Consider the following 21,862-nt stretch of genomic DNA (forward strand, 5'->3'; position numbering starts at 1 on the left):
GCGCGGGAAGGAGAGCACCGAAAGAGGTATCCGCAGGTGGGAGGTTACTCGGGAGTACCTTCGTGGCGGTTCGGCGGGCGGCGGCGGCTGTAGTCTCCGTGACGTAGGGACGTAGGTTCTGCCGAGGTAAGGGCTTGATCGGGTGTTCAGTCGTATCGCCATCGTCAACCGTGGTGAAGCCGCCATGCGGCTCATCCACGCCGTCCGTGAGCTGGCCGCCGAGACCGGTGCGCGGATCGAGACCGTTGCTCTCTACACCGACGTGGACCGCACGGCGACGTTCGTCCGCGAGGCGGACAGCGCGTACGAGCTCGGCCCCGCCGCCGCCCGGCCGTACCTGGATCTGAAGGTCCTGGAGCGCGCGCTGGTCGAGACCGGTGCCGACGCCGCCTGGGTGGGCTGGGGTTTCGTGGCCGAGGACCCGGCGTTCGCCGAGCTGTGCGAGCGGGTCGGCGTCACGTTCGTCGGGCCCAGCGCGGACGCGATGCGCAAGCTCGGTGACAAGATCGGCGCGAAGCTGATCGCCGAGGAGGTCGGCGTGCCGGTCGCGCCGTGGAGCCGCGGCCCGGTGGAGAACCTGGAGGCCGCCCTCGAAGCGGCCGACCGGATCGGCTACCCGCTGATGCTCAAGGCGACGGCCGGCGGCGGCGGGCGCGGCATCCGCCTGGTGCGTGACCGCGACCAGCTGACCGACGCGTACGAGCGGACCAGCCAGGAGGCGGCGCGGGCGTTCGGCAGCGGCGTGGTCTTCCTGGAGCGCCTGGTCACCGGTGCCCGGCACGTCGAGGTCCAGGTGATCTCGGACGGCAGCACCGCGTGGGCGATCGGCGTCCGTGACTGCTCGGTGCAGCGCCGCAACCAGAAGGTGATCGAGGAGTCGGCGTCGCCGGTGCTGCCGCCCGCGCGGGCCCTCGAACTGAAGGCGTCGGCGGAGCGGCTGGCCGTCAAGGTCGGCTACCGGGGCGCGGCCACCGTCGAGTTCCTCTACCACCCCGGCGAGGACCTGCTGGCCTTCCTGGAGGTCAACACCCGGCTGCAGGTGGAGCACCCGATCACCGAGTCGACCAACGGGTTCGACCTGGTCAAGGCTCAGCTGCACGTGGCGTCAGGCGGACTGCTGCAGGGTGAGCCGCCGGTGGAGCGCGGGCACGCCATCGAGGCCAGGCTCAACGCCGAGGACCCGGACCGCGACTTCGCCCCCTCCCCCGGCCGCATCGCGCGCCTCGACTTCTCGGCCGGCCCCGGCATCCGGGTGGACACCGGCGTCAGCGAGGGCGACAGCATTCCGGGCGACTTCGACTCGATGATTGCCAAGATCATTGCGTACGGGAAGGACCGCGACGAAGCCCTGAGCCGCCTCCGCCGGGCCGTCTCCGAGACGACCGTCGTCATCGAGGGTGGTGCCACCAACAAGAGCTTCATCCTCGACCTGCTCGACCAGCCCGAGGTGATCGACGGCAGCGCCGACACCGGCTGGATCGACCGGGTCCGCGGCGCCGGCCGCCTGGTGTCGCACCGGCACTCCTCGGTCGCGCTGGCCGCCGCCGCCATCGAGGCGTACGAGGAGGAGGAACGCGTCGAGCAGCAGCGGCTCATGTCCACCGCGTTCGGCGGACGCCCGCAGGTGCGGCACGAGAGCGGTGTCCCGCTCGACCTGAAGCTGCGTGGCGCGAGCTACCGGGTACGGGTGGCCCGGGTCGGCGCGCACCGGTTCCGGGTCGGCATCGAGGCCGGCGGCGAGGTCCGTACGGCCGATGTCGAGCTTGAGCGCTTCGACGAGCACAGCGGCCGGATCGTGGTGAACGGCGCCCGGCACCGGCTGCTCACCGGCGCGCACGGGGCGATCCACCTGGTCGAGGTGGACGGTGTCACGCACCGGGTGAGCCGCGACGAGGGTGGCGTGCTGCGCTCCCCGATGCCGGCGCTGGTCGTGGCCACGCCCCTGGAGGTGGGTGCCGAGGTCGAGGCCGGTGCGCCGGTTCTCGTACTCGAAGCGATGAAGATGGAGGCCGTGCTGCGCGCGCCCTTCCGCGCCCGGCTGAAGGAATGCCTGGTCTCGGTCGGCGCGAAGGTCGATGCCGGCGCCCCGCTGATGCGGCTCGACCCGCTCGGCGGCGAGGAGGAGGCGCAGGAGGCCGACGCCGGCACCGCCCAGCTGGACCTGCCCGCGGCGCCGCCCGCCGGTTCGGCACGGCAGCGCGCCGTCCGTGGCCAGGAGGACCTGCGTGGCCTGCTGCTCGGCTTCGACGCCGATCCGCACGACGAGAAGCGGGTCCTCCAGGAATACCTGTCCGCCCGCGCCACCGCCGCCGACGAGGGCCAGCGGCCGCTCGCCGGTGAGGTGACGCTGGTCGAGGTCTTCGCCGACCTGGCCGAGCTGAGCCGCAACCGCCCGGCGAACGAGGACGGCGAGCGCGCGCACGCCTACAGCGCCCGCGAGTACTTCCACACCTACCTGCAGAGCCTCGACGTCGAGCGGGCCGGCCTGCCGCCGACGTTCCAGTCCCGGCTCGGCAAGGCGCTCGGCCACTACGGCGTCACCGAACTGGAGCGGACCCCGGCCCTGGAGGCCGCGGTGTTCCGGATCTTCCTGGCCCTGGAGCGGGCCTCCGGCGACGCCTCGGTGATCGCCACGCTGCTGCGCACGTGGCTGCGCGAGCCACCGCCGGACGAGGCTCTGCACGAGCCGGCCGGTCTCGCGCTGGAGCGCCTGATCGCCGCCACGCAGGTCCGCTTCCCGGCGGTCGCCGACCTGGCCCGCGGTGTGGTGTTCACCTGGTTCGGCCAGCCGCTGCTGCGCCGCAACCGGGCCCGGGTGTACGCGGGCATCCGCCGGCACCTCCGCCACCTCGACGAGAACCCGGCCTCGGCGGACCGCGACGAGCGGATCGCCGAGATGGTCCGCAGCACCGAGCCGCTGGTCCGCCTGCTCGGCCAGCGCCTGGTCCGTGACAGCCGGGACAACTCGGTACTGCTGGAGGTGCTGACCCGGCGCTACTACGGCAACAAGGACCTGACCGGTCTGCGCTCGGCCGAGGCTGCCGGCTGCTCCTTCGTGATCGCCGCGCGGCCCGGCTCCGAGCTGGTGTCGGCGGCGGTGAGCTTCGAGGGCCTGCGCGGCGCGCTCGACGGGCTGGCCGAGCTGGCCACCGGTGACGGCGCGATCGACGCGGACGTCTACCTCGCCTGGGAGGGCCAGCCGTCCGACCCGGACGAGATGGCCGCCGCGCTGCTCGAGGTGGTCACCGCCCGCCCGCTGCCGCCGCAGGTCCGCCGGGTCACCACCACGGTGGCCGGGCGCAGCGGCGCGGTCATGCACCACCACTTCACGTTCCGGCCGGCCAGCACCGGGCTGACCGAGGAGCGGCTGATCCGTGGGCTGCACCCGTACATCGCTCAGCGCATGCAGCTGGAGCGGCTGCGCAAGTTCGACCTCACCCGGCTGCCGTCGGCGGACGAGGAGATCTACCTGTTCCAGTGCGTGGCGCGGGAGAACCCGGCCGACGACCGGCTCGTCGCGTTCGCCCAGGTACGAGACCTGACCGAGCTGCGCGAGCACGACGGGCGCCTCGTCGCGCTGCCGACCACCGAGGACACCATCGCGACGTGTCTCGACTCGATCCGCCGGGCGCAGATGCAGCGGCCGTCGGACAAGCGGTTCAGCACCAACCGGATCGTGCTCTACGTGTGGCCGCCGGTCGAGCTGACCCGCGCCGAGATGGAGATGATCGCCCGCCGGGTCGCGCCCACGACGGTCGGCGCGGGACTCGAGGAGATCGAGTTCATCGCGCGCCGGCCCGACTCGCGGACCGGTGAGCTCGTCAAGATCGCGGTGCGGATCACGTTCGACGTCACCGGCGGCACGACGCTGAACATCGGCGAGCCGTCCGCCGAGCCGATCGAGCCGATCGACGGCTACCGGCAGAAGGTGCTGCGGGCGGCCGCGCGCAACACGGTTTACCCGTACGAACTGACCGGTCTGCTCGGCGAGTTCGCCGAGTACGACATGGACGAGAACCACGTGCTGGTGCCGGTTGACCGGCCGAAGGGCCGCAACTCGGCCGCCCTGATCGCCGGCCTGATCACCACGCCGACCGCGCGCAACCCGGAGGGCATCGTCCGGGTGGTGCTGCTCGGCGACCCGACCAAGTCGCTGGGCGCGCTCTCCGAGCCGGAGTGCCGCCGGGTGATCGCCGCCCTGGACCTGGCCGAGACGCTGCGGGTGCCGCTGGAGTGGTACGCGCTGTCGGCCGGCGCCCGGATCTCCATGGAGTCGGGCACCGAGAACATGGACTGGGTGGCCGCGGCGCTCAAGCGGATCGTCGAGTTCACCCAGGCCGGCGGTGAGATCAACATCGTGGTCGCGGGCATCAACGTGGGCGCCCAGCCGTACTGGAACGCCGAAGCCACGATGCTCATGCACACCCGGGGCATCCTCGTGATGACGCCGGACTCGGCGATGGTGCTGACCGGCAAGCAGGCACTCGACTTCTCCGGCGGCGTGTCGGCCGAGGACAACTTCGGCATCGGCGGCTACGACCGGGTGATGGGGCCGAACGGGCAGGCGCAGTACTGGGCGCCGAACCTGACGGCGGCTCGGGACGTGCTGATGTCGCACTACGACCACACGTACGTCGTGCCGGGTGAGAAGACGCCGCGGCGGACCACGACCGGCGACCCGGCGAACCGCGACATCTCCGCGTTCCCGCACCAGGCCGAGGGCAGCGACTTCACCACGGTCGGCGAGATCTTCTCACCGACGGCGAACCCGGACCGCAAGAAGCCGTTCGACATCCGTACGGTGATGCGCGCCGTGGCCGACCAGGACCACCCGGTCCTGGAGCGGTGGGCCGGCATGGCCGACGCCGACACCGCTGTGGTGCAGGACGTCCACCTCAACGGCATCCCGGTCTGCCTGCTCGGCATCGAGTCGAAGTCGGTGCCGCGCCGTGGCTTCCCGCCCACCGACGGCCCGGACACGTACACGGCCGGCACGCTGTTCCCGCAGTCGTCGAAGAAGGCGGCCCGCGCGATCAACTCGGCCAGCGGCAACCGGCCCCTCGTGGTGCTGGCCAACCTGTCCGGCTTCGACGGTTCACCGGAGTCGATGCGCAAGCTGCAGCTGGAGTACGGCGCCGAGATCGGCCGCGCGATCGTCAACTTCCGGGGCCCGATCGTGTTCTGCGTGATCTCCCGGTACCACGGCGGCGCGTTCGTGGTCTTCTCGAAGGCGCTGAACCCGGACATGACCGTCCTGGCCATCGAGGGCTCGTTCGCCTCGGTGCTCGGCGGCGCCCCGGCCGCGGCGGCGGTCTTCGCCGGCGAGGTCAACGGGCGGACCGCTGCCGACCCGCGGGTCAAGGAGCTGCAGGCCCGGGTGGCCGCCGCGACCGGCGCGGACCGCGGTGCCCTGGCGGCCGAGCTGGACGAGCTGCGGGCGTCGGTGCGTACCGAGAAGCTCGGTGCGGTGGCGGCCGAGTTCGACCGGGTGCACAGCATCCAGCGAGCCGTGCAGGTCGGTTCGGTGGACGCCGTGATCAGGGCGGCCGAGCTGCGCCCCCGGATCATCGAGACGCTCGAGGCGTACCTCGGCAGGCAGTGACCTACGTTCGGGAGTGACCGCCCGCGGCGGGCGCCGTGTTCCGGGGAATCGCGACCGGACGGCGCCCGCCGTTCGCGGGCGGTGTGGCCGGCAGCGTGAGCACGAAGGTCGCGCCGTGCGGAACCCGCGGGCGGTATCCGACGGTCACCCCGCTCGTCTCGGCGAGCTGCCGGACGAAATGCAGGCCCAGCCCGGTGCCCGGTTTCACGGTGGCGATGCCGGTGCCGGCGCGGGCGAACCGGTCGAACAGATGCGGTACGAACTCCTCCGGCACGCCCTCGCCGCGGTCGCTGACCCGGATCTCGACGACCTCCTGCGCGCGGGTCACCGTCACCTCGAACGGCGGTTTGCCGTACTTCACCGCGTTGCTCAGCAGGTTGCCGAGCATGAGCTGCAGGTGGATCGGGTCGGCGAACCCGGGGACCTCGTCGGGGGCGGTCACCGTGAACGTGGCGTCCGCGGCGTTCACGGCCTGGCGTACCGCCTCGTGCAGGTCGACCCGCACCGGCCGGGCGGTGATCGCCCCCGCGTCCAGCTGCGCCAGGGTGAGTATCTCGGTGACGATGTGGTCCGCCCGGTGCCCGGCCGCGGTCATCCGGTTGACGTAGCGCTGCTTGACCTCGTCGTCGATGTCCGCCCAGCTCTCCAGCAGCATCTCGCCGCGGCTCACCACGCCGCTCAGCGGCTGCCGCACGTCGTGGGTGAGCATCGCGATGAAGTCGCCCATCTGGTTGTTGGCCTGCTGGAGCTGGTCGGCGCGCTCGGCGAGCTCGGCCTCGTGCTGCCGCCGGGCCCGCTCCAGGGCCCGCCGTGCGGTGATGTCGATGGCCTGGACCGTGAAGTACTGCGGGCGCTGCTGCTCGTCGCGCAGCAGGGTGGCGCTCACCGACACCGCGACGGTGTGGCCGTCGGCGTGCACGTAACGCTTCTCGATCGTGAAGCCGTCGATGCGACCGGCGAGACACGAGCGGATCTCGGCGGCGCACGGGCCCACGTCGTCCGGGTGCGTGAACGCGGTGTACGGACGGCCCAGCAGCCGGTCCTCGGCGCAGCCGAGCATCTGGCACAGGGCCCGGTTGACTCGCAGCAGACGGCCGTCCGGGTCGGCCAGCATCATGCCGTTGCCGGAGTTGTCGAACACCCGGCGGAACCGCTCCTCGCTCGACTCCAGTTGCCGGCGGTTGCCCCGGGCCCGGCCGGCCGCGGCGACCACGAACAGCCCCACGACGGCCGCCGCGACGAGCGCGGCGCGGCCACCGAACTTGCTGCCGACCAGGGGCGCGTACAGGACGTCCTCGGCGACGGTCGCGGAGAGCCGCCACGGCGTGCCCGCGATGGTCTGCGAGGCGAAGTGCCAGTAGTCGCCATCCACCAGGAACCGGCCCAGATTCCTCCGCTGCAGCGCGCGGTCCAGGTCCGGCTCCAGCGCCGACAGCATCGGCATGGAGCCGGTGAGCTCGTGGTTGGCCGCCACGATTGCCCCGGTCGCGTCGACCAGTTGCACCTTGACGCCGGTGATCGAGATCGCCGACGCCAGGTAGGACCCGAGCGGGCTGGCCCGGATCTCCACGGCGCCGGAGAAGACCCGCCGGCCGTACGGGGTCTCGAACGGCACGGCGAACCCGACCACGGGCAGCCCCTTCGCGGCCGACGGCACGACCGGCGACACCGCCGCCCGCCCCTCGACGCTGGCCACGCGCAGGTGCGGGTAGTTCTCGGCCAGGCGCCGCCCGATCATGGACTTGTTGCGCGGCGCGATGTGCAGCACCCGGCCCTGATCGTCGAGCAGCACGGCGGCCGGGTACCCGAACGCGTTCACCGACCGGAAGAAGTCCCGCTCGTCGACGACCGGCTCGGTCAGGAACGCCTCGGCCTGCACCCGCTCGCGGTCGATGAGGTCGGCGACGTAGCTCGTCACGAAGTCGGACACCAGCTGCACCCGCAGGTCGAAGCGCTGGGCGAGGGTGTCGCGGCCGCTTCGCTCCAGCAGCATCAGGCCGGTAACCCCGGCGAGCGTAAGCACGAGCCAGACCGCGATCGGGGCGGCCGCGAAGCGCCACACCGTCGTCCGTCTGAGCCGCGAAAGTCGCACACCATACTATGGCAAGTCGGGCATCGACCGGGTTGCCGGAATCCGCATCCCGCAACTCTGCGTGACCCATTCAGGCGGGAAATGGAGTGAACCAGCCTCGGTGTCCCAGCGTATCCCTTGTTACCGGGGTCACACCCCCGCGACAGAGGAGGACACCATGACCGTCCAGGAGCTGCAGCGCCAGGTCGCACAGCATCACTCAGGCGCCATCCTGCGCAGTCACGGACGCTTCGCCCGGCAGTTCGAGGTCGACGGGCACGTGCTCACGCTGGGTGTCGAACCAGGCGTTCGCGGCGGGCTCTACTACCTGCCGAACACACCGCGCTGGGACGACGGCACTCCGGTGCCGCACGACATCGTCACCACGATGCAGCCGATCATCGAAGAGGTCGAGCGGTTCTGGGGTACGTGGCCGGAGTTCCGCGCGGTTCTCTGACTCTCCTCACTTCCGGATGGTCGTTCTCAGGGCCGCGCCGGTCAGCGTGACGGCGGCACCGGCGACCAGGAGCCAGAGGATCGACGCGCCGGTGGTCGGCAGATCGGGCTCGCCGGTGCCGGGCTCGCTCATGGTCACGTCGAGCTTCAGCGCCAGGGGCTGCCCGAACGGGTCCACGCCGGTGGCGATGATGGCGTGGTCGCCCGGCGCGGCGTTCTCCGGGACGGAGACCGTGATGCGGACCGCCCCGTCGGCGTCCGCCACCCCGGTGCCCAGGGCGACCGGCGTCGAGTAGAAAGTGGCCGTGACCGTCGAGTACGCCGCGAAGCCCTCACCCACGATCGTCAGCTCCCGGCCCGGTTCGAGGCCGTCCACGTCACCCTCGTCGGTGGTGAGCGAGCCGCTCGTCTCCGGCTGGGTGCCGGTGACCGGCGGCGCGACGGGCGTGACCGAACCGGACGAGCCGGACGGCACCGACTCACCCCGGTCGGACTCCGCGACGACCGTGACGGTGTACGCGGTGCCGGCGAGCGCGCCGAGCACACAGCTGGTGCCGGTGGTGACGCAGGTGGCCGGGCCGGGGTCCGCCACCGCGCGGTATCCGGTGACACCCGTGGCGTCGGCCGGCGGGTTCCACCGAACGGTGATCGACGAGGTGCCCGCCTCCGCGACGACGCCCCGCGGCGCGGCCGGCCTCCCGGCAGTCGGACTCGGCGTGGGACTGGCCGTAGGACTGGCCGTTGGACTGGCCGTAGGACTGGCGGTGGGACTGGCGGTGGGACTGGCTGTCGGCGACGGGCTGACGGACGGACCGACGGACGGACTCGGTGACGCGCCGGGAACGCCCATCGGGGTGACCGACGTCAACCTGACAGGACCCGCGCCGACGGCGTTGCGCGCCCTCAGCTGCAGCGTCACCGCGACCCCGTTGGTCAGGCCGGAAAACGTGCCGATCAGCACGTTTCCGCTGACCGTCGGAGCGACGGCAGTCCAGGTGGCGCCGTCGGCCGACACCTCGTAGGAGGTGACCGGCGATCCCCCGGTGCTGACCGGGGCCCGGAACGTCAGCGACGCGAACCCGTCGCCCGGCGCGGCCGAGAAGAAGCTCGGCGGGCCCGGCGGCGTGGCCGGGGTGACGGATGCGGAAGCGCTGGCGGGCCCGGGGCCGGCGCTGTTCACGGCGCGCACCCGGACCGTGTACGCGGTGCCGTTCGTGAGCCAGGTGGCCGTGCCGGTACGGGTCGTCGCCCCGCCCCCGGTCGCCGTGGTCGGCAGAGCGCTCCAGTTCACGCCGTCGTCGGTGGACACCTGGTAGGAGGTGATCGGCGCACCGGCGGGGTCGGCCGGCGGCTCGAACACCAGCACGGCGCTGTTCGGGGCGGGCGCGGCGGTGAGGCCGGTCGGCGCGACCGGCACGGTGGCGGGCACGACCGTGTCGGCGGCACTCTGCGCTCCGCCGCCGACGCTGTTCACGGCACGGACCCGGATCGGGTACGACTGCCCGTTCACCAGCGAGCCGACGTGCGCGCTGAGCGAGCCGGCGACCGGCGTCACGGCCAGCGGACTCCAGTTGGCTCCGTCGTCGATCGACACCTCGTACGAGAGAATCGCGTCCCCGCCGTCGCCGGCCGGCGGCACGAAGACCAGATCGGCGGACTGGCTGCCCGCGGTCGCGTCCAGTCCGGTCGGCGCACCCGGAACGGTGGCCGGCGTGACGGTGTCGCTGTCCGCGGCGCCCGGCCCGGCGGAGTTCCGCGCCCGGACCCGGATCGTGTACGCCTGACCGTTCGTCAGCGAACTCACCGTCGCGTCGAGAGTGGTCGCGCCCCCACCGGTCGGCGTGGTGTTCAGGATGGCCCAGTTGGTGCCGTCGAGCGAGTACTCGTACCCGCTGATCGTGTCCCCTCCGTCGCCGGCCGGCGGCTCGAACCGCAGCGTGGCCTGCGCGTTTCCACGGGTGGCGGCCAGCGCGGTCGGCGCGTCCGGCGCGCGCGCCGGTGTCACCGTGTCCGTCACGTCAGCGCCGGGGCCCGCACTGTTCCGGGCGCGGACGTGGATCGTGTACGCGGTCCCGTTGGTCAGCGACCCGACGTCTGACTCGCGGCTGGTCGCGCCGCCCCCGGTCGCTGTCGTGTTCAGGGTGTTCCAGTTGGAGCCGTCGAGCGAGTACTCGTACCCGCTGATCGCCACTCCGCCGGTGTTGACCGGCGGCTCGAACACCAGGTGCGCGGACCCGTCCCCGCGGGTCGCCGCCAGCGCGGTGGGCGCGTCCGGCACCGCGGCCGGGACGACCGTGTCCGAGACGTCCGGCCCGGGGCCGCGGCTGTTGGTCGCCCGGACCGCGATCGTGTACGTGGTCCCGTTGGTCAGCGACCCGGCCACCGCCTCGACGGTCGTGGCCCCGCCACCGGTCGGGGTGACCGCGACGTTGTTCCACCCGCCACCGTCGACCGACATCTGGTAGGTGAGCGTCCCGCCCCCGGTGGACGCCGGCTCGAACACCAGGGTGGCCTGCTGGTCACCGGGTTCGATCACGAGCTGGCTCGGCGCGCCCGGGAAGTCCGGAACGGGATACGCCGTGTCGGTCGCGTCGGCGCCGGTCCCCACGCCGTTGAACGCGTGCAGCAGGAAGGTGTTGACCGTGTCGTTGGTCAGGCCGGTGAGGACACCCTGCAGAGTGCCGCCGCCGATGTCGGTGACGGCGAGCGGCGTCCAGTTGAGGCCGCCGTTGAGCGAGTACTGCCATCCGATGACCGCGCTGCCGCCGTCGCTTGCCGGCTGGAACTGCACCGTGGCCTGCGCGTTGCCGGCCATGACCTGGGTGATCACGGGCGCGGCGGGTGCGGTGGCCAGCGACGGGGTCACCGTGTTCGAGGGTGCGCTCTCGACCGACCGCCCCACCCTGTTGCCGGTGTTCGACGCGCTCACCGTGAAGGAGTACGGGGTGCTGTTCGTCAGCCCGTTGACCGTGCACGACGCCCCGCCCGGCGAGGTGCAGGTGAAGCCGCCCGGACTGGACGTGACCGTGTACCAGTCGATGGCGGCCCCGCCGTTGTCGGTCGCACCGGACCAGGACACGGTGGCCGTGGTGTTGCCCGCGACGGCGGTCACCGAGCTCGGCGGCTCCGGCACGGTGCGCATCCGCAGCGGCCCGGGGAACTGGATCCCGGTCATCCGCGTGGGGTTGGTCGCGCCGTCGAGCTCGAAGATCTCGAAGAACGAGTTCTTCGATCCGTAGACCGTGCCGTCGTGCTCCTCGATTCCGCCCGGGTAGCCGACCGCGGTGGCCAGGACCGTCCTGGTGCCGTTCGGCGCCACCTTCACGAAGTCGCCCAGGCCGGGTGCGGCAACATAGGCGTTGCCGGCCGCGTCGACGACCAGGTCGGCGGGGTAGTCGATGCCGGTCGTGGTGATCACGGTCTGGACGTTGTTGAGGAGCTTGACCAGCTTGCCGGAGCCGTTCTGGAGGAAGTCCACGGTGTAGATCGCGCCGTCCGCCCCGATCGCCACCGCCTGCGGGTTCACGATGCCGGAGAAGCCGACGACGGACTCGACACCGCCGGCCGTGCGTTTCAGGACCCGGCCGTTACCGGAGTCGGCGACGTAGAGCGCGCCGGCGCTGTCGATCGCGAGGCCGACGGGAGTGTTCAGCGGGCTGAAGGGGACGTCGGTCCAGGTGCCGTCGGGAGCGAACCGGATCACCTTGTTGTCCACCACGAGGCTGGCGTAGACGTAGCCGTCGTCGCCGACCGCGACGCCGGCCGCGAAACCCGAGGACGGATCCTGGTAGGTCGCCGTGCCGTCGGGAGCAATCCGCCAGACCACCCCGCTGTTCGTGTTGACCAGCCAGGTCGCGATCCCGGGGAGCGAGCCCGTCGCCGCGCGGGCGGGAGTGCTCACCCCCATCAGCGTCGACAGACCGGCGAGACCGACCACCAGCACCCGGGCCATGGCCCGGCGCACCCGTTCCCCCGACATTCGCTTCCATTCCCCCGCGGCCGCTCGACGAGAGCGCCTTGCGGCAGAAACGTGAAAGCGCGCCCTTGTCTCACTATCGACGCAAATCCGCCGCTTCGGGCGAAAACCCGGAGGTCGAGGGCGACGTCAGGCCACGAGGGCCCAGCCGACGCACCGCGGGCCGCGGTCGCCGTAGAGGGTGTGGACGAGGTCGAGGGCCCACCGCATGCGCGGCGCGGCCATCTCGGGGTGGTCGCCGTACTCGAAGGCGACATCCGCGGCGCAACCGCGGACGCCGCCGTGGGCGCGCACCGCGTCGCGGATCGCCTCGGCGACGATGTCACCGGACGGGTGGCTGCCGGTGGACAGGTGGCTGGTGAACAGGGCCTCGGCGCGGGCCGCGGCAAGCATGGTGGTCATCGTGATCTCCTCCTCCGTGCGGCGCTCTCTCGATGGTTAGGACCAGCCGGCTGATGCTTTCTCATCGCTGACGCTAGCCCCGGGGTATGACACTTTTTCGAGAGCGGGCACAAGGCATTCGTCGCGGGCGGTGCCTTCGGATCGGTCATGCGACGACGTCGTCGGCGACAGAGGCGAGACGTCCACACCCCGAAGATAGGGCTCCGCCGATCCCGGGGCTGCCTGGTGCCCGACAGCTTTTTGCAATACAGTTGCATTGTGAAGAGCATCGTCATCCCGCTGTCCGAGGCAACCGATGTCGAAGTGGCCGGTGGCAAGGCGGCCGGCCTGGCCGAGCTGATCCGCCGCGGCGAGCGCGTGCCGCCCGGTTTCGTGGTCACCACCGAGGCGCACCGCACCGGCGCGCTGCCCGAGGCCGAGATCATCGCGGCCTACGAGGAGCTGGGCGGGCCGGTCGCGGTGCGCTCCAGCGCCACCGCCGAGGACCTCCCGGACGCGAGCTTCGCCGGCCAGCACTCGTCGTTTCTGCACGTGGACGGCGTTCCGGCGCTCCACGAAGCGATCGTCAAGTGCTGGGAGTCGCTGCACAGCGAGCGTGCGGTGAGCTACCGGGCGGCCCACGACGTCACCGGCGACGTCGGGATGGCGGTGATCGTCCAGCGGATGGTCGCGGCAGAAAGAACGGGCGTTCTCTTCACCGCGAACCCGCTCACCGGCAATCGCACCGAGATGCTGGTCGAGGCCGGCTCGGGCACCAGCGTCGTCGACGGCACGGCCGACGCCGATCATCACGTCCTGACCGAGGCGGGCGGCGTGGAGGGCTGGCTGGAAGAGCTGAAAAGAGCGGGCACGCGGATCGCCGACCGGGAGCCGATGGACATCGAGTGGGCCCTGGACGGCGACGGCACCCTCTGGATCCTGCAGGCGAGGCCGATCACCACGCTCTTCCCGCTGCCCCCGGCCGCGCCCGGCACCCGGGTCTACCTGGAGTTCGGGCACGTCCAGGGCATGCTCCAGCCGGCCACACCGATGGGCATGGCCAACCTCAAGCGCGTGATCGCCGCGATGACCGCCTCGCTCGGCATGCGCGCCGAGATCGTCGACATCGGCGGGCGGCTCTACGGCGATCTGACCGGTCCGGCCCGCCACCGCACCACCCGCAAGCGCCTGGTCAAGCTGCTGGCCGTCGACTTCGGGCCGCGCGCGCAGGCCGCGATGGAACACGTGCTGACCGATCCGCGTTTCGCACCGGCGGATACCGCAGAGGGCGTCAAGCCCGATCTCCGGACCGCCGGGCGCGCGCTTTCCGGGATCACTCGCGCTCTGGCGCGTCCCGGCGCCGCCCGCCGGCGGCTTCAGGCGGCCGTCGACCGGCTCGAGCTCACTGCCGCCGCTCCCGCGGATCTTTCGCAAAAACTTGCATGGGTACGGAGTAACGACACCGGCGACTCCTCCGAGGACATCACCTGGCCGATCGTCGCGGGACTCCTCGCCGCCGCCGCACCTGGCCCGCTGCTCAAGGGCATCGCCGAGCCCTCCGAGATCCACACCGTCCTCAGCGGCCTCCCGCACAACGTCACCATCGAGATGGACCTGGCGCTGTGGCGGCTGGCGCGTTCCGCCGATCAGCATCGTGACCTGCTGCTCGGCACGCCGCCGTCCGAACTGGCCGCCCGTTTCGCGAACGGCGACCTCCCCGACATCGGGCTGGCCGCGTTTCTCGACGTGTACGGCCACCGCGGCGCCGCCGAGGCCGATCTCGGCGTGCCACGCTGGTACGAGGACCCGGCTCCGGTCTTCGCCGCGATCGCGAACTATCTGCGCGTCGACGATCCGGATCAGTCACCGGAGGAGCGCTTTCGCCGTACGCAAGAAAAAGCGGAAGCCATGCTCCTGGATCTCGCCCGAAGGGTCCGCCGGCGCAGGCCGGTCCGCGGCACCCTGGCCGTCTTCCTCCTGCGCCGCGCCCGCGCCCTGCTCGGGCTGCGCGAGTCCGGCAAGTTCGCCGGGCTGTATCACCTGCGTGCCGTGCGCGAGCAACTCCTGCTGATCGGCGCCGAGCTGACCGGCAAGGACATCCTCGGCAGGGCTGACGACATCATGTTCCTGGATCTCGACGAGGTCGCGGCCGTCCTGGAGAAGCCCACTGACCAGCGGGAACTCGTTGCCCAGCGCCGGGCGGTCCATGCGCGGGAGCTCCGCAGGCGGCACGTGCCGGTCGCGCTGCTGTCCGACGGCACCGACGTCGAGACGCTGCTGCTCGCGAGCCCCGGCGCCGGCCCGCGCGGTGACGGCCTGCACGACGGCGGGCTGCGCGGTGACGGCCCGCACGGCGGGCTGCGCGGTGTCGGTGCCTCGGCCGGGCGGGCGACCGGGCCCGCGCGGATCATCCACGACCCGGCGACCGCCCACATCGAACCCGGCGACGTCCTCGTGGTCGCCACCACCGACCCGGCCTGGACGCCGCTGTTCCTCACCGCGTCGGCCCTGGTCAGCGAGACCGGCGCGATCATGGCACACGGCCCGACGGTGGCCCGCGAGTACGGCATCCCGGCCGTGATCAGCGTCCCGGGCGCCACAACGGTGATCGAACCCGGACAACTGATCACCGTGGACGGTGCTTCCGGAACCGTGACGGCGGCGTGAAAGCATCGGCGTCATGCCCAGGAAGGTCGATCATCAGGAACGGCGCACCCAGATCGCCGACGCGCTCATGCGGGTCGCCGCGGAACAGGGCCTGGAAGCGGTCAGCCTCCGGCACGTGGCAGCCGAGGCCGGCGTCTCGGCCGGGATGGTGCAACACTATTTCCGGACAAAAGATGAGATGATGCGCTTCGCGCTGGAGGCCGTCCACGTCCGCAGCGAGGCCCGCGTGAACGCCGCGATCGCCGCCCTCGGCCCCGACCCCGCCCCGCGCCCGCTCCTGCGCACCCTGCTCACCGCCCTGCTCCCCCTCGACGACGAGTCCCGGGCGATCGGCCGGGTGGCGCTCGCGTTCCTCGCCTACACCGCGGTCCGCCCCTCCGGCGACCCGTCACTCAACGAGGGCACCGCCCAGATGGCCGGCTTCATCACCGCCCTGCTCCCGGCACCCGACCCGGCACGCGCGGCCGGCCTGCTGGCGCTGATGGAGGGCCTGGGGTTGTACCTGCTCGGCGGCCAGTACACCGCCGAGCAGGCACTCTCCGCTCTCGACGCCCACCTCGACCTGCTGTTCAGCTAGGTCGAACCTGCGTCAGTGCCGGCCGGTCGTCACATCCAGCCGGTGCCGATGACGGCGCCGCCGCCGGTTGGGTACGCCCAGGACGGCGAGCCGTCGTACCAGCCGATGTGCCGGTTCCAGCGCAGGTTCCCGTTCTTGTCGACCATGTACAGCCCGCCGGTCCAGCCCGCGATCGAGCTCGCTCCGGTGGACTGCACGGTCTGATAGCCGTACGTCCCGCCGAACCAGCCCGAGCCGACGATCGCGCTGGAGCCCGGATGCCAGTCCTGGTACCCGCCGAAGGTCGGCCAGTTGTAGCGGTACCAGCGAATGACACCGGAGCTGTCGATGCCGTACAGCACGCCGTTGGGCGAGGCGGTCACCCGGCGGAAGCTGTTCCAGCCGGAGCCGATCCAGCCGCCGCTGTTGGGAGCCCAGTAGCCACCCTCGCCGGGCACACCGATGTAGAGATGCCAGTACAGCAGGCCGGCACCGTCGATGGTGTAGAACAGGCTCCCGGGCGTGCCGCTGGAGTTCCACGTCCAGCCACCGCTGATCAGGTTGGCGAGGTTCGCCCAGCCGGCGCCGTTCGGGTCGGCGACGTTCACCCGCGAGCCGCCGTTCGCCCACCGCCCGACGTCGTTCTTCCAGTAGTAGCCGTAGACGCCGGAGCCGTTGACAGCGATGTAGAGGTTGTCGCTGCCCACGCCCACCGACGCCATCCAGCCGAACGCGTCGAACCCGTCACCGCGATGGAACGGCCCGGTCACCGTGGCCAGGCCCTCCGCCCAGCGAGGGTGGTAGTACATGTTGAGTGCACCGGTCGGTGTCACCAGGGTCAGATTGCCGTGCTGCCCCGCCAGAAGCAGATTCTTCGTCTGCGCCGCATGGGCCGGCCCCGATGGTGCCAGGCCGGCCAGTGCGACGCCCCCCGCTGCTCCTGCCATGAGCAGCGATCTTCGCGTCATGGTAGTCATGACCTCAGAGTAGGACCGAAATATGATCGACAGTGATTAATGGTCTCGGGGCGCGGTCCCCCACGACTGGTTCGGTGTGCCGCCCAGTGTGAACGACACCGTGCCGCCGCGCTGGACGAAGGACTCCGGCAGCCACGACCGGGAGAGCGCGGAACCGTCGAGACGCGCGCTCTGGACGTACGTCTCAGTGGTGTTCGAAGTGACCGTGAGCGTCACGCCGTTGCTGCGCCGCAGCTCGACGCGGGTGAACAGCGGGCTTCCCAGCAGCATCTCGGCCCGTCCCGGCACCTGCGGGAACATGCCCATCGCGGCGAAGACGTACCAGGAGCTCATGGTGCCCAGATCGTCGTTGCCGGGCAGGCCGCCCGGCCCGGTGCCGTAAACGGTGTCGGCGAGCCGGCGCACGGTCTCCTGCGTCTTCCACGGCTTGCCGAGTCCGTTGTAGAGCCACGGCGCGTGGATGCCCGGCTCGTTGGTCGGGTCGTAACCGCTGGTGAAGAAGCCGTCCAGGCGGGTGGCCGCGGCGTCCCGGCCGCCCATCAGCGTGGCCAGCCCGGAGACGTCCTGCGGGACCATCCAGGTGTACGTGGCGCTGGAGCCCTGCGCGAACCCGACGTCGGTGTTCGGGGTGAAGCCGGGCTGCCAGGAGCCGTCCGCCCGGCGCGCCTGCTGGTAGCCGGTCGCCGGGTTGAACGTGTTCCTCCAGTAGTCGCCGCGCGGCAGGAACTGCCGGTACAGGTCGCTGCGGCCGGCCCGCTGCGCCCACATGGCCAATGAGAAGTCGGCGAGCGAGTTCTCCAGCGTCTCGGCCGCGCCGCCCCAGCAGTGGCAGATGTCGTTGGCGGCGTACTTGAGCGCCAGATACGTGTTGAGCGTCGGCCGCTGGCCCAGGCACTGGCCGGGGCAACCGGCGTCGGAGAGCGCGTCCGGGTTCTGCACGGTGGCCTGCCGGACCAGGGAGTTCAGGGCGGCGGTGGTGTCGAAGTTGCGGACGCCGAGGGCGTACCAGGTGGCCAGCGTGGGTGCCGCCGGGTCGCCGGTCATCACGTGCGTGGGCGCGCCGAGGTGCAGCCAGCGGTCCCAGACGCCGTTGTTCTGCGCGGCGAAGTCGAGCATCGAGGTGGCCATGTCACCGGCGACGTCCGGGCGCAGCAGGCCGAGCAACTGGATCTGCGCGCGGTACTGGTCCCAGCCGGAGAACGTGCCATAAACGGCCTTCTGCCCCGGCCGCAGCGAGTGAACCCTCATGTCCGCGCCGAGGTAGCGGCCGTCGACGTCGTTCATGGTCTGCGGCTGCATCAGCGAGTGGTAGACGGCGGTGTAGAACGCGGTGGTGCGCGCCTCGGTCCCGCCGGCCACCCGGATCCGGTCCAGCTCGGTGTTCCAGGCGGCACGCCCCTGCAGGGCGACGGCGTCGGCGGTGGTCCCGCCGGGGATTTCCGCGTCGCGGTTCGCGGCGGCGTTCTCTTTGCTGACGTACGAGATCCCGACGCGCATCCGCACGTCCGCCCCCGGCTCGAACGACACCCAGCCGCCCGACCCTCGGCCCGCCCGGTTCGCGCCGGTGAGATAGCCCTCGCCACCCGTGGCGGTCGTGCCGCCCGGCGTCAGGGTGCTGTTCACCCACGTCCCGGTGCCGGTGAAGGCGCTGTCGAAGGTGGCGCTGAAATGCAGCCGGTAGTACGAGCGCCGGTTCGGGTTGCTGTCGCCGCCCCCGTTGCCGCGCCGCCCGCAGAAGCCGCCCGTGAGCACCGAGCCGCTCACCGTCCGGGTCGCCGGGTCGATGGTGATCTCGGCGTCCTCGCTGCCGTTGAGCGAGTTCGACGTACGGAACAGCAGGTTGGCCTCCTTACCGGCCGGGAAGTCGAGTTCACCGACACCGGCCCTCGTGGTGACCGCCAGGTCGGTACGCACCCCGTCGTCCAGGGTGACCGTGTAGCGGCCGGGCGCCGCCGTCTCGTTCGCGTGCGACCAGGTGGCGACGTACTTGGCGTCCTTCGTGTCGGCGGTCGGCGACGAGTCGACCGCGCCGGTGAACGGCAGGATCGGCACGTCACCGGCGGCGCCGGGCGCGCATCCGGCGCCGTTCACGTGGGTGAGGCTGAAGCCGCGCAGCCTGGTGACGTTGTAGTCGTAGCCGTTCGACGCGGGCGCGCTGGTCTGGTCGCCGTTGCTCGCGGTCGGGCTCCAGGCGATCATCCCGAACGGCCGGGTGGCGCCGGGCCAGGTGTTGCCGCCGCGGGTGGTCCCGATGAACGGGTCCACATGGCTCACCAGGTCCGCGGGTGGCGCGACAACGCTGACGGACCCGCTCAGGGTCAGCGCCAGCACGGCCAGAATTCTCATCGACATGGATCGAACCTAGGCGGCCGTGATGGCGCCCTTCATGAACCTTTCCTTACTTCTCACCCCTCAACCATCAACCCGCGTGTGGAGTACGGCCCACCCACGCACCCCAACTCCACACACCACGGATCGCCCGCCCGCCGGCGGCGATGCACAAGAGCTGTTGTGCAATGCGTCTTGTGCATGTCAGACTCGGGGCATGACAAGCGATGAGGTCCGCCGCGTCACCGACTCGCGGGTGCTCGCCGCGCTGGCACACCCCCTGCGGCGGCGCCTCATGGACATGCTGAAGGTGGGCGGCCCAGCCACCGCCAGCACTCTCGCGTCCGCGACCGGTCAGGCGATCGGCAACGTCAGCCACCACCTGCGCGTGCTCGGCGAGTGCGGCCTGATCGAGGAGGCACCGGAGCTGGCACGCGACCGCCGCGAACGCTGGTGGCGACTCGTCTCCCGGGCGGTGAGCTGGTCCAGCAGCGACTTCGGCGACGACCCGGCCACCACCGCCGTGGTCAAGGCCGCCGAGTCGCTCAACCTCGATCACCACACGCAGCAGGTGCGGGCCTGGTTCGCCGCGCCCGACGAGGACCAGCAGCGGTGGGGCGACAGCGCGTTCTCCATGGACCAGTGGCTGCACCTCACGCCGGAGGAGCTGCGCGAGGTGGGCGAGGAGATCCGCGCGGTGCTCGACCGCTGGCGGGGACGGGCGCCGGGCGGGGAGCGGCGGGCCGTTTTTGTGTACGCGTACGGCGTACCGGGACAGCCGTGACCCCCCTGGGCCGCGACTTCCGCCTGTTCTGGGCCGGGCAGACCGCCAGCCGCCTCGGCAGCGCGATCACCTCGGTCGCGCTCCCCCTCGTCGCCGTCGGCACCCTCGACGCGTCCACCTTCGATGTCGCCCTGCTGCAGGCCGCGGTCTGGGCGCCCTGGCTGCTGATCGGACTGCCGGCCGGCGTCTGGGTGGACCGGCTCCCCCGCCGCCCGGTGCTGCTCACCTGCGACGTGGCCGGACTCCTGCTGTTCCTCAGCGTGCCGGTCGCCGCCGCGCTCGGCGTGCTGACCATCGGGCACTTGCTGGCCACGGCGCTGCTCGCCGGCGTGGTCTCGGTGTTCTTCGAGACCGCCTACCAGGTCTACCTGCCGTCCCTGCTGGACAACGCCCGGCTACCGGCTGCCAACGCCCGCCTCCAGGGAACCGAGGCCGCCGCCCAGGTCACCGGCCCCGGCGCGGCCGGCCTGCTGGCGCAGCTGTTCGGCGCGGTCGCCGGCCTGCTCGCCGACGCGCTCAGCTTCCTGATCTCGGTGATCTGCCTGCTGGCCATGCACCACCGCGAGCCGCACCGGCCCGCGTCCACCCGCCGCTCCCTGCGCGCCGAACTCGGCGCCGGCCTGCGGTTCCTGGCACACGACCCCTACCTGCGGGTCCTCGCCGCGTACGGCGCGGTCGCCAACCTCGCGCTGATCGGCTACCAGGCGATCCTCGTCGTCTTCCTGGTCCGCGAGGTCGGCCTCAGCCCCGGCGCGGTCGGCGTGGTCGTCGCGCTGATGAGCACCGGCGGCCTGCTCGGCGCACTGATCGCCACCCGGGTCGCCCAGCGCCTCGGCACCGCGCACGGCATGCTGGCCGCCCTGATGACGACGTCACCGTCCGCGCTGCTGATCCCGCTGACCGGCCCCGGCCTCCGCCTGGCCCCACTGGTCGTCGCCGGCGTGACGATCGGCATCGGCGTCACCGTGGGCAACGTGATCAAGGGCAGCTTCCGCCAGATGTACACCCCACGCCACCTGCTCGGCCGCGTCCTGACCGCCATGCACCTGGTCAACTACGGCACGATCCCCCTGGGCGCCCTGCTGGGCGGCTTCCTCGGCACCACCCTGGGCCTGCGCCCCGCACTCTGGCTGACCACCAGCCTGCTCGTCGCCTCGTCCGGCATCCTGCTGCTCGGCCCGCTACGCCACCACCGCGACCTGCCGACATCCGCTGTCGCTCCGGTTGGTGAGCCGTCCAGCCCGAGCCTGGTCGACCAGACGGCCGGCTGACGCCACTCAGGCGCCGGCTCGGCGGGCGACCGATCGGGCGCGGTTGGCGGCGATGGCCGCGATGTTTCGTTCGGCCAGCTCGGGCCCCGGCGGCGCGAGCTCGAAGTACGGCACGCCCTGATACACGCCCGGCTCATCGGTCGGCTGGACGCAGATCGACAACCAGGCATGCTCGCCTTCCCCTCGGTGCCGTGGGGGCTCGTCGACCATCTCGCCGGACACCTGCAGCCAGCCGAGGCGTGCGCTGCGCGAGTCCTTGCAGCGCATCCGGCGATCCGGGGCGCCCTGCCTTCGGATCACGATCAGTTGGCCTCGTCTGGGGGTCATGACGAAACCTCGTCGAAGTACGTCTCGATGGTGCTGGCGACGACCGCGGGATGGGGTGCCTCGACGGTCGAGTGACCGTTGGCTCGGGTGCGGACGGCCCGGTAAATCGGGGGGCGGCCCGAGTGGGTGACGGTCCAGCCGGGTAGCTCCGCGCGTAGCACTTCGGTGGCCTCCGCCGGGTCGGCCGGGAAGTCGCGCGTCATCGCGGACCGTCCGGGCGCTGACCGTTGAGGTAGGCAACTACACGGTTCGCGCCGAGCTGCCCTTCGTGCTTGACCACCTCCATGATCTGGGAGTTCTCGGTGACCGCCGTGTCGTCGCGGCACTGCCGTTGCCGCTGAGGCTTCTTCGCTTCACTGACCATGGTCGTCGCCTCCGCTCGCCAAAACGCCTTGGTGGGCGACCGTACGAAGCGGACAAGATCACCCTCTAGCTGTTTGCAGGAATTTGCAGATTGACCGAGTGG

14 protein-coding genes are annotated in these 21,862 nt (G+C 71.6%); 6 read left to right on the forward strand and 8 right to left on the reverse strand.

The features are described 5' to 3' along the window. The first annotated feature begins 142 nt into the window (after nt 1-142). A complete protein-coding gene (locus AB0M02_RS28515) occupies nt 143-5,602 on the forward strand; it encodes a carboxyl transferase domain-containing protein (RefSeq protein WP_364232112.1) in 5,460 nt (1,819 codons plus the stop codon). 1 nt (nt 5,603) lies between these two features. Here the strand turns inward: AB0M02_RS28515 and AB0M02_RS28520 are convergent, their stop codons facing one another. Beyond that, nucleotides 5,604-7,664: a PAS domain S-box protein gene (locus AB0M02_RS28520; protein ID WP_364232114.1), complete on the reverse strand. Its 2,061-nt coding sequence runs from the start codon at nt 7,662-7,664 to the stop codon at nt 5,604-5,606. Nucleotides 7,665-7,851: 187 nt separating this feature from the next. On the opposite strand from AB0M02_RS28520, the gene AB0M02_RS28525 reads away from it, so the two are divergent. After that, nucleotides 7,852-8,130, forward strand: coding sequence for a hypothetical protein (locus tag AB0M02_RS28525; protein WP_364232115.1), 279 nt, complete (start codon nt 7,852-7,854; stop codon nt 8,128-8,130). Between the two features lie 6 nt (nt 8,131-8,136). Here AB0M02_RS28525 and AB0M02_RS28530 read toward each other — a convergent pair whose 3' ends face one another. Further along, nucleotides 8,137-12,108 (reverse strand): fibronectin type III domain-containing protein, encoded by a 3,972-nt coding sequence (locus tag AB0M02_RS28530; protein ID WP_364232116.1) that lies wholly within the window; start codon nt 12,106-12,108, stop codon nt 8,137-8,139. A 126-nt stretch (nt 12,109-12,234) separates the two neighbouring features. Further along, the gene (locus AB0M02_RS28535; protein ID WP_364232117.1) at nt 12,235-12,507 is read right to left on the reverse strand and encodes a hypothetical protein; all 273 of its coding nucleotides are present in this window, start codon (nt 12,505-12,507) and stop codon (nt 12,235-12,237) included. Between the two features lie 258 nt (nt 12,508-12,765). On the opposite strand from AB0M02_RS28535, the gene AB0M02_RS28540 reads away from it, so the two are divergent. Together AB0M02_RS28540 and AB0M02_RS28545 are read left to right on the forward strand one after the other, a co-directional pair. After that, nucleotides 12,766-15,153, forward strand: a complete 2,388-nt coding sequence (locus AB0M02_RS28540; RefSeq protein WP_364232119.1) for a PEP/pyruvate-binding domain-containing protein — start codon at nt 12,766-12,768, stop codon at nt 15,151-15,153. A 13-nt stretch (nt 15,154-15,166) separates the two neighbouring features. After that, nucleotides 15,167-15,730: a TetR family transcriptional regulator gene (locus AB0M02_RS28545; protein ID WP_364232121.1), complete on the forward strand. Its 564-nt coding sequence runs from the start codon at nt 15,167-15,169 to the stop codon at nt 15,728-15,730. A 29-nt stretch (nt 15,731-15,759) separates the two neighbouring features. On the opposite strand, the gene AB0M02_RS28550 is transcribed toward AB0M02_RS28545, so the two are convergent. Continuing rightward, nucleotides 15,760-16,686 (reverse strand): tachylectin-related carbohydrate-binding protein, encoded by a 927-nt coding sequence (locus tag AB0M02_RS28550; protein ID WP_364232124.1) that lies wholly within the window; start codon nt 16,684-16,686, stop codon nt 15,760-15,762. A 36-nt stretch (nt 16,687-16,722) separates the two neighbouring features. Further along, entirely contained in the window at nt 16,723-19,038 is a 2,316-nt protein-coding gene (locus AB0M02_RS28555; RefSeq protein WP_364232126.1) for a GH92 family glycosyl hydrolase, read from the reverse strand. Nucleotides 19,039-19,231: 193 nt separating this feature from the next. On the opposite strand from AB0M02_RS28555, the gene AB0M02_RS28560 reads away from it, so the two are divergent. Together AB0M02_RS28560 and AB0M02_RS28565 are read left to right on the forward strand one after the other, a co-directional pair. Then, nucleotides 19,232-19,798: a metalloregulator ArsR/SmtB family transcription factor gene (locus AB0M02_RS28560; RefSeq protein WP_364232129.1), complete on the forward strand. Its 567-nt coding sequence runs from the start codon at nt 19,232-19,234 to the stop codon at nt 19,796-19,798. Further along, the gene (locus tag AB0M02_RS28565) at nt 19,795-21,069 is read left to right on the forward strand and encodes an MFS transporter (RefSeq protein WP_364232131.1); all 1,275 of its coding nucleotides are present in this window, start codon (nt 19,795-19,797) and stop codon (nt 21,067-21,069) included. Before AB0M02_RS28560 ends, AB0M02_RS28565 begins: the two co-directional genes overlap by 4 nt. A gap of 6 nt (nt 21,070-21,075) precedes the next feature. Here AB0M02_RS28565 and AB0M02_RS28570 read toward each other — a convergent pair whose 3' ends face one another. From AB0M02_RS28570 to AB0M02_RS28580, 3 genes are read right to left on the reverse strand one after another with little or no spacing between them, the layout of a single operon-like run. After that, nucleotides 21,076-21,396, reverse strand: a complete 321-nt coding sequence (locus AB0M02_RS28570; RefSeq protein WP_364232133.1) for a hypothetical protein — start codon at nt 21,394-21,396, stop codon at nt 21,076-21,078. Beyond that, nucleotides 21,393-21,599 (reverse strand): hypothetical protein, encoded by a 207-nt coding sequence (locus AB0M02_RS28575; RefSeq protein ID WP_364232135.1) that lies wholly within the window; start codon nt 21,597-21,599, stop codon nt 21,393-21,395. The genes AB0M02_RS28570 and AB0M02_RS28575 overlap by 4 nt, the downstream gene beginning before the upstream one ends. Next, a complete protein-coding gene (locus AB0M02_RS28580) occupies nt 21,596-21,760 on the reverse strand; it encodes a hypothetical protein (RefSeq protein ID WP_364232137.1) in 165 nt (54 codons plus the stop codon). The genes AB0M02_RS28575 and AB0M02_RS28580 overlap by 4 nt, the downstream gene beginning before the upstream one ends. Nucleotides 21,761-21,862 lie beyond the last annotated feature (102 nt).

The organism is Actinoplanes sp. NPDC051861 (genome assembly GCF_040681145.1).
Classification (GTDB): domain Bacteria; phylum Actinomycetota; class Actinomycetes; order Mycobacteriales; family Micromonosporaceae; genus Actinoplanes.

Coding starts and splice junctions, on each gene's coding strand:
- AB0M02_RS28570 (WP_364232133.1), bottom strand. CDS start 21,396: ATGACCCCCAGACGAGGCCAACTGATCGTGATCCGAAGGCAGGGCGCC.
- AB0M02_RS28525 (WP_364232115.1), top strand. CDS start 7,852: ATGACCGTCCAGGAGCTGCAGCGCCAGGTCGCACAGCATCACTCAGGC.
- AB0M02_RS28555 (WP_364232126.1), bottom strand. CDS start 19,038: ATGTCGATGAGAATTCTGGCCGTGCTGGCGCTGACCCTGAGCGGGTCC.
- AB0M02_RS28560 (WP_364232129.1), top strand. CDS start 19,232: ATGACAAGCGATGAGGTCCGCCGCGTCACCGACTCGCGGGTGCTCGCC.
- AB0M02_RS28575 (WP_364232135.1), bottom strand. CDS start 21,599: ATGACGCGCGACTTCCCGGCCGACCCGGCGGAGGCCACCGAAGTGCTA.
- AB0M02_RS28545 (WP_364232121.1), top strand. CDS start 15,167: ATGCCCAGGAAGGTCGATCATCAGGAACGGCGCACCCAGATCGCCGAC.
- AB0M02_RS28530 (WP_364232116.1), bottom strand. CDS start 12,108: ATGTCGGGGGAACGGGTGCGCCGGGCCATGGCCCGGGTGCTGGTGGTC.
- AB0M02_RS28535 (WP_364232117.1), bottom strand. CDS start 12,507: ATGACCACCATGCTTGCCGCGGCCCGCGCCGAGGCCCTGTTCACCAGC.
- AB0M02_RS28550 (WP_364232124.1), bottom strand. CDS start 16,686: ATGACTACCATGACGCGAAGATCGCTGCTCATGGCAGGAGCAGCGGGG.
- AB0M02_RS28580 (WP_364232137.1), bottom strand. CDS start 21,760: ATGGTCAGTGAAGCGAAGAAGCCTCAGCGGCAACGGCAGTGCCGCGAC.